The sequence below is a fragment of the Chitinophaga flava genome (assembly GCF_003308995.1).
In the GTDB taxonomy this organism is placed as follows: Bacteria; Bacteroidota; Bacteroidia; order Chitinophagales; family Chitinophagaceae; genus Chitinophaga; species Chitinophaga flava.
The window spans coordinates 1,893,205-1,905,340 of sequence record NZ_QFFJ01000001.1 but is presented as its reverse complement, the minus strand read 5'-3'; the positions used below and the strand labels follow the sequence as shown (position 1 = coordinate 1,905,340).

Genomic DNA, 12,136 nt, shown 5'->3' with positions numbered 1-12,136 from the left:
GGGCTATAATACATCAATGAATGGCGACAGGGTTAATGTTCACCTGTGTGGAACCTATATATAAAGGCTGTCCCAATACAAACAGGAATTCCCATACTTTATCACGTACCAGCGGGCGGCTATCGATCAGCTCCAGGTTATAAATTCCCCTTTTAGCCAGCATAAACTGGTTAATAGGAAATTCTTCATTACTCTTTGGGTTCGGATATACTTCTGATGCCCAGGTGTCTCCTCCAAAAGCAACGATACCCTGGTCAGCGAGCCATTGTGCTGCTTCCATACCAATGCCCGGTTCAACTTCCAGAAACTGTTTGTTATCTTTTCCAATTAATTCCAGCCAACCGGTATTAAACAGCACTACATCTCCTTTGCGCAGCGTGATCCCTTCTTTCTTCAGTACTGCCTGTATATCAGCAACGGTGAACTCTGTGCCGCCGGGAACTATTTTCTTTCCATAGTGTGCTGTCATATCCAGTACTACACCACGTGTAACCATAGGCGGTACCTTCTCAATACCCAGTTTCTTAACTCCTTCTACGGTAACAAAATCCACTGCTTTGTTGCCATTATAGTAAACATTGTCAATACCAATGTGGCCAATACCATTGAGCTGCGTGCCTACGCCGGTCCAGCCATTCACCAGTTCATCATTAAAGCTGAATTTGTTGGGGCCAAGAGTTCTGCCGCCTTGCTCGCCGGGCTGTATGTTATACAGGTGAAAACTGCGGTGGCGAAATGCAGGAAGATTCTTATCTATAGGCACCGCCAGCGGATAGGTTTTGCCTGTCTTAACCAATTTGGTTGCCGCAAGGACTACATCCGGTGTCAAAAGATTGACAGCCCCGATCTCATCATTTGGACCATAGGGAGAACGATACCAGCTTGTATCTGCCACATTAATGGAAGTGTGGCTTTGTCCAAATGCAGGCAGTACGGCGATCATGATCGCACTTGTCCATGCAGATACTTTATTAAAAATTGTTGTTTTCATTAGTTAACACTTTTATAAGTTGTGTAATCGGTATACCCATGCTCAGCACCGCCATAGTGGAGGCTCCGGTCGGGTTCATTCAGTGGCCAGTCATTTTTTAAACGGGGAACGAGGTCAGGATTCGCAATAAATGGTTCGCCAAATGCGATCAGGTCTACCAATCCTTCGTTCAGGAATGATTCCGCCTTTGTTTTGTCCATTCCTCCTGCGAGGATCAATACTCCATCGTACCAGTGGCGGAATCTTGCCAAAAACCCATCAGGCAATGCATAACTCCCTCTGGACTTTTGGTCCATGATGTGGATATAGGCAATCTTCCTTTTGGATAATTCCTCTGCCAGGTATTTGTAGGTAGCTTCAATTTCATCATAGTGGGGCAGTTCATGCAAGCCGCCGTATGGAGTAAGGCGGATGGCCACTTTTGATGCTCCTATTGCTGCAATGCTTGCATCTATTGCTTCCAGGAGAAAACGACTGCGATTTTCCACACTCCCACCGTATTCATCTGTTCTGTCGTTGATATATGGATTCAGGAACTGCTCGATCAGATAACCGTTGGCACCGTGTAACTCCACACCATCAAAGCCTGCTTTAATTGCGTTGGCAGCGGCAACAGCAAAATCATCTACAATGCCCTTTATCCCGGTAACGGTTAGTCTGCGCGGTTTGGAAGAAATCAAAAAATTCTCTTTGCCATTATCATCATAGCCCCATGCATACGAGTTGGAGGCCTGAATCTCAGAAGGGCCAACAGGTTGTATTCTTCCGGGTTGATTGGTGATATGGGAAACTCTTCCCACATGCCATAACTGTGTGAATATCTTACTACCTGTTTTCTGAACAGCCCTGGTAACGAGTTTCCAGCCATTCACCTGTTCCTGTGTGTATAAACCGGGTATATGTAATACGCCTGTGGAAGTTGGGGATATCGCTGTACCTTCTGTAATAACAAGACCAGCGCCATCTATTCCACTTCTTTGTTCATAATACTCGGCATTCATTTCGTTGGGGATGCCGTTGGGATTACGGGCACGGGTCATCGGTGCCATTACTACCCTATTTAATAATTCAAAGTTTCCTTTACTGAATTTTTCAAAAACTATCATCACTTGTCTTTTCAGTTGTTAGATAATCATTCGATCTACAAAGCTTCTGTATTAGTCAGCGTGTGAGAGATCGAATGGGGAACTATTTTCCCCACTTCTGTTAGTGACTCTCCGGGAGAGGCATCAATACTCTTTTACTTTGTATTTTCTCTTTGGAAGGGACCTTTAGGTTCAATAATCTCCAGGTGAGTGCCATCGGGATCATCGAAATATGCAACTGCAGTTCCGTAGCCATTTTTCAGACCATCTGTTTCCTGAAACACGATGGGTTCGCCAGACAATTTTATGCCGGCTTTTTTAAGCCGTTCAACGGCTTTCTGAATATCATCTACTTCGAAACAAAGGTGCATTGCACTGATCTGGTTATTATCATATTTAGCAACGGTAGGTGCCGGTTGCTCATATTCCAACAGATCAATGTTGAGGTTTTCTAGATGCAGATTCGCGTAACGGATCAGCGTCTTATCCAGGCCCATTACATGTGCCATACGATCTCCGCCAATCATGTCGCGGTTACTGATTTTAAGTCCGGTCAATGCTTCGTAAAAAGCAATCGACTTATCGAGATTTGTTACAACAATACCAACGTGGTTGGCACGGCTGAATCCTTCATTTTTGACTGCCATATACTTTGATTTGTTATATATACAAGGTGTCTTTGAGCTTTGTTTTGATATCCACTCACAAAGTGGGGAAATAGACCCCTATCAGGAATTTACTACTGAAGTTTTGCCAGCTCTTTATGGATGAACTGTAATTCGTCGTTAGACAGGGAAATGTCCATAGCTCTGGCGTTGCTGGCAGCTTGATCGGCATTTCTTGCGCCGGCCAGCACTACGGTTATTCCTCTTTGCAGTGAAGTCCAACGGAGTACCAATTGTGCCAGCGAAGCCTTTTTGCTCTCTGCCAGCGGCTGTAGTGCTGCTAACAGCGCTTTAACCTTTTCAGGATTAAACTGTCCGAAATAACCATTACGGTGATCATCTGACTTTAATTTCGCATCAGCAAAGTATTTGCCGGACAGTAAGCCCCTTTCAAGCGGACTGTAAGCGATGATTCCGATATTATGTGCGGTTGTATAAGGCACTAAATCCTGTTCAATACTTCTGTTTAACATACTGTAGGAAACCTGGTTGGAAGCAAGATTCAGTGTTTTGTAGGCTGTTTCAACGTCTGCAAGGCTGTAGTTGCTTACACCCGCTGCTCTGATTTTTCCTTGCTGCAGTAAGGAAGACAATGCTTCCATTGTTTCATCAATAGGAGTGGACGCATCCGGCCAGTGCAGCTGCAGCAGGTCGATGTAATCCGTCTTCAGCCGTTTGAGGCTTTCCTCTACTTCCTTTATCACGTTTTGCTTAGCTGCATATTTATATACCGGTATTTTTTTGCCGTTCTCTTCCGCATCAAAGAAATATTCACCTTTCCCTTCATTGCTTCCGTCCCATACCAAACCGAATTTGGTCAGTATTTGTACTTTTGTACGATCCTTGCCTACCAGTGCATCACCAATCAGTTCTTCACTGAGTCCAAAGCCGTAAAATGGCGCAGTATCCAGGGAAGTAACACCATGATCGATAGAAGCGTGGATAGCCGCAATCGAGTCCTGCCGTTCATTCCCACCCCACATATTGCCTCCGATAGCGAATGCGCCATATGTAATGGCGGATAATTCGAGTGGAGACTGTCCTAATTTTCTGTATTCCATTTTTCTGTTTTTTGATTTGACAATGCAAAAGTCCATTGTTTCTGGCTATTATTATAATAGTATGATTTATAGGTTTGTATCAGAAAAATGATGAAGTGTCGAATGTGTGTTTTTAGGAAAATGAAGCAGATGTTCTTTTCAGCTGATAGGAATATCATGATGGGTATTGCATCCAAGTAATAGGATATCCTCTTTGTCCAGAACAAATGGATGGTGTTCCGGGTGGTAGTTGATGAAAAGGGACAACCTTACTTCTGTATGATCTGTACCCTATTCCATAATGTCGGAAATGGTTTATTTTAGCTAATACTTTCTCCTTGTTAAAGAAAATCTATTGTAATAGTTTATGGATGCAAAAGAAGTTATCAATATTGAAAAACTGGTTCGCAGTATTCAGGAAACCAACCAATATTTTTTAAATCAGGCCCAAAAACAGGTGAATACTGCCTTAACATTGCGCAATTGGGTAATAGGTTTTTATATCATAGAATATGAGCAGCATGGAGAGGATCGCGCTGCATATGGACAAAGGTTGTATAAGGAAATTGCAGCTAAACTTAAAAAAGAAGGGGTGTCATCTATCAGAGAACGACACTTATACTTATGTAAAGACTTCTACAAGGCATATCCTCATATTTTGCAGACAGCGTCCGCAAAATTGTATCTGAATGATTTACAGGGTGTTGTGATTTTGCGGACAGCGTCCGCAAAATCAGTAGCCTCCGAAAATGTAACGAACCAGTCAATAGCTGAAAGTGCCCAAACTGCTCCGGATCTTTTACTGAGCAGGCTTAGTTTTTCTCATTTTATAGAGTTGCTAAAGTCGGATACACTTTTAAAACGTAATTTCTATGAGATAGAAACCATTAAGAATAATTGGAGTGTACGTGATTTACAGCGGGCAATAAATAGTATGTTGTTTGAGCGAACTGGATTAAGCAGCGATAAACATGCCATATTTCACGCAGACGCTGGCCAGATGAATGTTTACTTGAATTACTATAAAGAGCATGAAATGAACGAAGGAGATAATCCGCCTGTAGGTATTATATTATGTGCGAATAAAAATGAAAATCTGGTAAGGTATGCAACTGCGGGTTTACCACAACAGGTCTTTGTATCAAAATATCTTATTAATCTGCCTAGTGAAACTGAGTTAGCGAAAATTATTGAAGAAGAGCAGTATAAACTGGAAGTAGATATTTAATATTTTTTAAGATCTATCAGCGTGTTTTTTTTATTCAGGATAAGCGTAACGAAAAAGGTGCAAATCATACTGATGATGATTTACACCTTTTCCGTTGAAAAATACCGCGTTTTACCGCAAACAATAATTAATAAACATCATACGGTGGCTTCAGGGTATAGTACCAGTTTAATTGTGCCAGGTCTCCCTTTGTAAAAACATAATAAGGGTTGGTACCTGCATCAAAATCGGCTGGTGCGCCGTTATATCCTGTCAGGGAATAGGTGGAGTTGTAGCTCGACATGATTGCGAGAGAAGGATCCTGTACTGTATTATGTGTGTTGGGAATCGCCATTTCCACTACATTGGTGTCATAGTCCCCGCCGGATACCGCGCCGGTGTGTCCATAACCAAGGATGTGCAGGAATTCGTGGATGATTAGTCTGGTATAATATACATGCGCCCAGGATAGCGTAGTTTGATTTAAATCCAGGTTGACAGACATCAAATCTCCGACCTTTCCTGTACCATCGGGAATATGCGACCATGCAGGTGCAGCGTTTGTTCCGCTGTTATCTGCTCTGATCACCACATCATAAGTGCTTCCTAATGCCGGAAGTACATCGCCATAAGTGATGCTGGTGATGTTGATATTGGGAGATATCTGACTGAGATACTTCTGGGCTACCGGAATCGCAGCATTGATGGCTTGTGCGACTACATTTCCATCGGCGCCTGAAAGCCTGTTATCGACAAATACCCTGATGTTTTTACTTTTTGAAAAATCTACCTTTTTATTAAACCAGATATTGTCTGTAGGCTTAATGCTTGTCAGGTTGTTTTCGAAAGACAGCTCCTGCTGCTGGTTTGATTTAGAGCAGCTCAGGCAAAGTAACAGTGCTGCCAGGATAATATATTTTGGTTGCATAAAAAACGTGTTCCAGGTTAAAATATAGTTTAGGGTCTGTCGCTTACAAAAGTCAGGTTATCGTAGAACCATACTTTAGAACCCTGCCATCCTCCTTTAAAAGTGCCATCGTACATTAAGTAATAAACCTTTACACTCCTGGTGGCCGGGTCCCATTTAGAAGCGGCAGCTTCTGCCGGAGCAGGACTTAAAACAGCATAACGTCCCCTTGCAGGGTCAGGCTGTCCGAAGTAATTGGTTACACGGATGATCTGACCACTTCCATTGGGATCAAAATGTAATACCGGGCAAAAGTATCCGTACCAGTTCCAGTTGTTGTTGGTAGTACTCCAGAATATATGTGCATTTAATGGCTTGCCATACGGATCAGGGCCGGAGTTCTTATATGCGTAGGCGTCTCTCATAATGCAGGTGGAATCATCTATGGTCACCAGGTCGACAGTGGTATTGCTAATAGCAACATTCTCGGCGAATTGGTAGTCGGTCATACCGCCGGGGCGGAAGGAATAAAGACCATCGTATTTGTTTCTAACAACCAGTTTGTAGTACACATAGAACCTGTCGGCACTGATAGATAAAGGCTTTGGTACTTCAGCAATGTTATAGGCGACCATATATTTGTCGTCCGATTTTACATTCAGGGTATTCACCAGTAGTTTAAAGTAGCCTACATTTTTACCTGCAGGTATCGTCACTTTTAAATTTTCGCTGATGATCGTGTTCTCCGGAAAAAAAGTCCAGTTTGTTCCTTTAGCGATGTTGTATTTGGTGATAGCTGCGGTATCTCGTGCAAGCGTCACCGTTATATCCTGGTCTGAAGTACCGGTAGTACTGCCGAGATAAACCGGAATAGTAATAGTATCTACAGCTTTCAGGGTAGAAGGCAACCGGTTAATCGTTTTCATACGACTATCAATTGAAGCGGTAGCGCCATCATCTACAGGCGCCAGTTCCACGATTTTGGTGCCAGGAATATCCGACAGGGATGCGCCAAATTTATCTTTCAGGCAGGACTGCATCGTTACTGCCAGAAGACTTATATATATCAGGTTAAAATGTTTTTTCATCTTTCAATATTTTGTAAGTACATTCAAAATTATCTACCCCAGAATATTTTTTTGGTCAGTAGATCTTCTCCCTGAGCCTTTACATTAGCCGTGTTGGTGGCATATTCCACACTTGGATAAAATACTCTTTTGGGTAAAGCGGGGGCTCCGGGATATTTGGAGCCATAAATGTAAGTGGGCCATCCGGTGCGACGGAAATCGGCGTAAGGTTCAAATGGATTGACCCCATTCATGGAAATCCATTTTTGAGATAAGATGGTTTGCACAGGATCAGTGGTCAGGTCTATATTGAAGTTATTGACCTTTCCTGAAGTCTGCGCTATATAACCATTTGCGTCTGCAATGGCATCGTTGGGCTGATAGGCAAGATTACCGGAAGGATCTGGCAAAGAGCCTTTATATAAGTAGGTGAAGTTGGCACGAACACCATTTTTGTATAACTCTTTATAGTCACCCGGAATCAGATTTCTATAGGCTGCCTCAGCTTGCAGGAAATAACTTTCGAATGAAGTAATCATCGGAATAGGCTGATTAACACTCTTAATAATGCCAAAGCCGTTGGTACCGGAGAAGCTGCCATTTACATTATCACCCCAGGATAAACCTGATAACGTATCATTATTAGCGGTAGGTACACCAAAATAAGCACCTTTAAAGTGGTTCGCGTTATTATCGTATGGAGCGTACACTCTGTACAGCCGCCAGTCGCCATAACCATTGAAGCCATCCCAGTAAAAATTAACAGCAGCTGCATTTGCCCGGAAATAGTTGTAGTTGGATGTTCGCTGATTCTGGTTGATATTCCAGAATCTTTCTACCAGTGGATTTCCTTTCCCGCTCTGATTAAAAAATCCGGGGTTTACATTTCCTTCTGTTTGCACGCTTGAAATGTATCCGTCGGCTGCTGCACTGCTGAGCAAATGCTGTAATGCAGTAGCATAATAAGGAGGTTTGGTACCTAACTGACTCACTCTGAGTATCAGTCTTAGCTGGAGCGTGTTGATGAATTTAATCCAGTTGGCCTTGTTCCCATTGTACATAATATCCCCTTTGGGCACATTTCCTGTCCAGTTCTTGATCAGGTCTCTGGCACTATCCAGTTGCTGGTATAAATCATTGTAGATAGTGGCAGCATCGTCATACACAGGGGTAGGGTATTTATCGATCTGCAATGCCTGTGAGTACGGAATATTTCCAAACAGGTCAACCAGGTTATGATAACAAACTACATTCATTGTTTTCACAATACCTCTGTAAAAGTTGTTACCGTTGGCGTGCTGGTCTATGTACTGCAAGTTTCCAAGATAGCTGTAGTAGCCGGTCCACATGCCCTGGAACCATTTGTTGTCGAAAGTATAATTGAATACATAGGAGTTCACAAAGGAACCGCCGCCGATAGTCCAGTAACCCATCCAATACGACATGTCGTTTGATCCCATATTCTGCAGGTAGGCAATGTCTCTTAACTGTGGAGACAGCACCAGATCGATATCTACGTTGTTGGGATTATTAGGATTATTTTCATTTATATCAAAGTATGATTTGGAGCAAGCCGACATTCCTGCTGTCAACAACAGAACGAGTAAATATTTAGTTAATACTTTCATTTTGTAAAAGTTTCCTGTTGAAAAAATTAAAACCTGACGCTAATGCTTCCACCGATGAATCTTGTAGGCGGCGTTTGTGATGTGTTCGTAGTACCGTCTGCGTTATAGGCGCCACCAAGATTAAATTCGGGATCGGTCCAGATATTTTCTGATGGTCTCCACATAAATAGATTCCTTCCGGTAACCGCTACAGTAGCGCCTTTGATAGTTTTAAATCCGCTGAAGAGGGATGTTGGTAAAGTATAGGACAAAACGACTTCTCTGAGTTTCCAGAAAGCATTGCTGGTAACATACGGTGTTCCCATGGTGCTATATGTCTGCCAGAACTGGTACACATTGGCAATTTGTCTGGATTTGTTATCTACATAATGTCCGCTTCCGTCATCATAAACGGAATTGGGGAATACAAATCGTTGGCGATCACCATAGGTAGAGTGTTCGGAAGCACCGGTCCAGTCTAATGTTTGTCCAATCTGGTTAAACAATACACCGCCACCTCTGTAGTCCGCTACGATAGTGAGTCCGAAATTCTTGTAGGAAACGGAGGTCGTCAGGCCCAGGCGATATGGCTGAAAGATGGACCCCATTAGCTTATAAGCCGCTGCCCGTGTAGGATAGCCGTTACCGTCCACGATAACTTTTCCGGTGGCAGGGTCTCTGGAGAAATCCGTTACTTTTAAAGCCGGGAAAGCATGGCCTACTACTGCATAAGCGTCATTTGTCATCGACAAATCAGCGCCGTTATTAGGTAAGTTAATTACTTTATTATTGATATAGGTGAAGTTGGCGCCCACATCCCATCTTAAACCGGTAGACCTGTTATCAATGAGTGTTAATTTGATATCTGATTCAACACCGAAGTTGGAGGTTTCTCCACCATTCACCAGCATGGCAGAAAAGCCTGTTGAAGGAGATACCTGGGTGGGGATCGTTTGATTTTTTGTTCTTTGCTGGAAAACTGTTCCTGTAAAGTTGATACGGTTTTTCAGGAAGCTAAGTTCAATACCTCCTTCTATTTCTGTTGTCCGCTCATCTTTCAGGTGCGGGTTGGGAGCCAATAGATTTTTGCTATAACCCACATTATTATTAAATGGATAGTTAGATGCCACGTTGAAGGAAGGAGTGGTCAGATAAGCACCATAAGTACTGATAGTGCTTAGATTTACCTGGCCTGTCTGGCTGTATGCGACTCTTACCTTTGCGAAATTCAGGACATCATTATTAAATAACTCCGGCAGTGCATCAGAAAGAATAAATGCTGCATCCGCTGATCCATAGGAAAATCTTCTGTTGGAAGCCGTCAATATGGAAGTCCAGTCAAAACGATAACTGCCGTGTAAAAACAGGTATTTATTTATGCCGAAAGATAAATCAGCGAATGCTGCCTGCTGATTTTGCTCTGCCATGCTTTCGCCGGCACTTTGCTGGCCAATATAACTGGATACGTTAAAGAAATCATTAAAGGCGAGCGTGTTTGCTCCAAAGGCTGAAGCATTGTATTTATCCTTTATGATAGAGTGACCTACTAACAGTTTTGAGCTAATATTTTTTGACAGCTGCTTTTTAAATGCCAATAATAAATCGCCTGTTATGCGTGATTCGAAGGTTGATCCACCACTTGTTGTAGGCAACAGCACCTTTCTGTTGGAGGCCTGGGTACCGCCCGGAATATTATAGGGGTTGGTTTGCTCGTAGTCGGAATATTTCCAACCATTACCTGTGTTTTTAAAATTTAGGGCACTATAGGAGTAACCTAATCGATAACTCGCTTCTATATTGTCAGTTATTGCAAGTTTTGCTGCTACATTCCCTACCAGTTTATTATCGGTCGTTTTTGCCCTGAAGTTATACAGGTTCCACCAGGGATTATCATTCCAGGCATTGTAGTAATTGTCAGGAGAAGAAAAGAATCCGCTTTTAAACCAGTTTAAATCAATGTATGCAGGAGAATTCAGGATTTGACTATATAATGATCCTCTGTTCCAGATTTCGTCCTTATTGGTATTGGTATAGGCCACAGCATAGTCTACACTTAAGATATTGTATTTAGTGTTTCCATTCAGTTTAAAGAAGTTCTTCGATAACTTGTTTCCCGGAACGATATCTGACCGGTCTGTTCGCTGGTAGGCCACATAAGTCGATGAGTTCTGCGTAGCTGTACCCAGTGACAGATCATACTGTTTGGTAATACCTGTTTGGAAAAAATCGGTGCGTGATCCTTTTTTCGGAGAGAAAGTAGTTTTTATTACCGTGTCTTTATAGGTACCGTCGTTATAAAATATCCGTTTCGGTGTTCCTACCTCTACTGTACTGCCATCGTATTTAGGTCCGAATTGCTGGTTCTCGAACGGAACATTGATGGTTTGTCCGGTTACCGGATCTACGTAGTTGGATTCTCCTCCCCAGCCACCATAGCTATATTGCAGGTTAGGCAGTTTGGAAATACTTTCCCACTGTACACTTGTTTTAAAGTTTATTTCTGTTTTACCAGCAACCGGTTTCTTAGTAGTAATAACCAATGCGCCGTTACTACCGCTGGCACCATACAAGGATGCCGCAGCACTACCTTTAAGTACGTTTACGCTTTCAATATCATTCGGATTGATATTGCTCAGGATATAGGGGAGTACAACGGCTCCATCCAGTACAATAATAGCCGAGTTATTTCCTGTGATAGATCTGTTGCCGCGTAAGTTGATTTTATAGGAGGGGTCCAGGTTGTTGTCTTGTGTTTGAATGGAAAGCCCGGATACTTTACCAATTAATCCGGAAGTGGCATTGATGTTTTCGGCCTGGTTTAATTCTTTACCGCTGATAGTGGTGGCAGCATATCCCAGTTCTTTGGGCTGACGTTTGATGCCATAGGCGGTGACTACCACTTCCTGCTGAAAATTGGCCTTGGGCTTTAAATGTACAGTAACAGGCTCTTCGTTCGACACAGGTATTTCTACTGTTTCTGTGCCGATATAGCTGAACACCAGAATTTTGGAACTGTTGGCAGGGACAGAAAGTTGAAAACGACCATTGGCGTCTGTACTGGTGCCAAGTGGAGTGCCTTTGATCCTGATTGTTACACCCGTTAATGGTGTTCCTTTTTCGTCCGTTACAATACCCTTGATAAGCAGCGATGACTGTTGGGTAGCGGAAGCACTGGAATTACGATTAGGTGAATCTGATTTTAATATGATGATGTTATGTCCTACAATAGAGTAGCTCAGTGGTTGTCCTTTTAAGCAGGTGGCCAGCGCATCGGATACTGGAACATTATTCAGATTTACCGTGACAGGAGTGGTAGACTTCAGTACATCATCCTTGTAAAAGAAGACGTATTCAGTCTGTCGCTCAATAGCCGCAAATATTTGCGGAATATTCAATTTTTCTCCTTTCAGCGTAACGTTCTGAGAATACGATTTGGCACTCAGCTGGACACTGACAGCCAACAGAAAAACAATGATTGTTTTCATCTTGTATAGCGTTAGGTTAGGGCGTGCAAATGACTGTATCCTCTCAAATACAGGGTTTAAAAAAATCATATTTTTTTGGTTG

General features: G+C 42.7%; 9 protein-coding genes. 1 reads left to right on the top strand and 8 read right to left on the bottom strand.

The annotated features are described in order from the left end of the window. Positions 1-13 precede the first annotated feature (13 nt). The 4 genes from DF182_RS07660 to DF182_RS07645 form a co-directional block, all read right to left on the bottom strand. Positions 14-991 (bottom strand): cyclase family protein, encoded by a 978-nt coding sequence (locus DF182_RS07660; RefSeq protein ID WP_211327076.1) that lies wholly within the window; start codon positions 989-991, stop codon positions 14-16. Then, on the bottom strand, positions 991-2,097 hold the full coding sequence (locus DF182_RS07655; protein WP_113615058.1) for an alkene reductase: 1,107 nt from the start codon (positions 2,095-2,097) through the stop codon (positions 991-993). Before DF182_RS07655 ends, DF182_RS07660 begins: the two co-directional genes overlap by 1 nt. A 134-nt stretch (positions 2,098-2,231) precedes the next feature. Then, positions 2,232-2,723 carry a VOC family protein gene (locus DF182_RS07650; protein ID WP_113615057.1) on the bottom strand — a complete coding sequence of 164 codons (492 nt, stop codon included), beginning with the start codon at positions 2,721-2,723 and terminating at the stop codon, positions 2,232-2,234. A 92-nt stretch (positions 2,724-2,815) separates the two neighbouring features. Next, positions 2,816-3,802 carry an aldo/keto reductase gene (locus DF182_RS07645; RefSeq protein ID WP_113615056.1) on the bottom strand — a complete coding sequence of 329 codons (987 nt, stop codon included), beginning with the start codon at positions 3,800-3,802 and terminating at the stop codon, positions 2,816-2,818. 346 nt (positions 3,803-4,148) lie between these two features. On the opposite strand from DF182_RS07645, the gene DF182_RS07640 reads away from it, so the two are divergent. Next, positions 4,149-5,009, top strand: a complete 861-nt coding sequence (locus tag DF182_RS07640; RefSeq protein ID WP_113615055.1) for a PDDEXK nuclease domain-containing protein — start codon at positions 4,149-4,151, stop codon at positions 5,007-5,009. Between the two features lie 127 nt (positions 5,010-5,136). On the opposite strand, the gene DF182_RS07635 is transcribed toward DF182_RS07640, so the two are convergent. From DF182_RS07635 to DF182_RS07620, 4 genes are read right to left on the bottom strand one after another with little or no spacing between them, the layout of a single operon-like run. Then, on the bottom strand, positions 5,137-5,916 hold the full coding sequence (locus DF182_RS07635; protein ID WP_113615054.1) for a zinc metalloprotease: 780 nt from the start codon (positions 5,914-5,916) through the stop codon (positions 5,137-5,139). A 29-nt stretch (positions 5,917-5,945) separates the two neighbouring features. Then, complete coding sequence (locus tag DF182_RS07630) at positions 5,946-6,983, bottom strand: DUF1735 domain-containing protein (RefSeq protein WP_113615053.1); 1,038 nt, start codon at positions 6,981-6,983, stop codon at positions 5,946-5,948. Positions 6,984-7,012: 29 nt separating this feature from the next. Continuing rightward, the gene (locus DF182_RS07625) at positions 7,013-8,590 is read right to left on the bottom strand and encodes a SusD/RagB family nutrient-binding outer membrane lipoprotein (RefSeq protein ID WP_113615052.1); all 1,578 of its coding nucleotides are present in this window, start codon (positions 8,588-8,590) and stop codon (positions 7,013-7,015) included. A 26-nt stretch (positions 8,591-8,616) separates the two neighbouring features. Continuing rightward, positions 8,617-12,054 (bottom strand): SusC/RagA family TonB-linked outer membrane protein, encoded by a 3,438-nt coding sequence (locus DF182_RS07620; RefSeq protein ID WP_161964085.1) that lies wholly within the window; start codon positions 12,052-12,054, stop codon positions 8,617-8,619. Positions 12,055-12,136: the final 82 nt, after the last annotated feature.

What these genes read in the sequence shown, in the direction of transcription:
- DF182_RS07620 (WP_161964085.1), bottom strand. Translation starts at nt 12,054, where the DNA reads ATGAAAACAATCATTGTTTTTCTGTTGGCTGTCAGTGTCCAGCTGAGT.
- DF182_RS07640 (WP_113615055.1), top strand. Translation starts at nt 4,149, where the DNA reads ATGGATGCAAAAGAAGTTATCAATATTGAAAAACTGGTTCGCAGTATT.
- DF182_RS07660 (WP_211327076.1), bottom strand. Translation starts at nt 991, where the DNA reads ATGAAAACAACAATTTTTAATAAAGTATCTGCATGGACAAGTGCGATC.
- DF182_RS07655 (WP_113615058.1), bottom strand. Translation starts at nt 2,097, where the DNA reads ATGATAGTTTTTGAAAAATTCAGTAAAGGAAACTTTGAATTATTAAAT.
- DF182_RS07645 (WP_113615056.1), bottom strand. Translation starts at nt 3,802, where the DNA reads ATGGAATACAGAAAATTAGGACAGTCTCCACTCGAATTATCCGCCATT.
- DF182_RS07630 (WP_113615053.1), bottom strand. Translation starts at nt 6,983, where the DNA reads ATGAAAAAACATTTTAACCTGATATATATAAGTCTTCTGGCAGTAACG.
- DF182_RS07650 (WP_113615057.1), bottom strand. Translation starts at nt 2,723, where the DNA reads ATGGCAGTCAAAAATGAAGGATTCAGCCGTGCCAACCACGTTGGTATT.
- DF182_RS07625 (WP_113615052.1), bottom strand. Translation starts at nt 8,590, where the DNA reads ATGAAAGTATTAACTAAATATTTACTCGTTCTGTTGTTGACAGCAGGA.
- DF182_RS07635 (WP_113615054.1), bottom strand. Translation starts at nt 5,916, where the DNA reads ATGCAACCAAAATATATTATCCTGGCAGCACTGTTACTTTGCCTGAGC.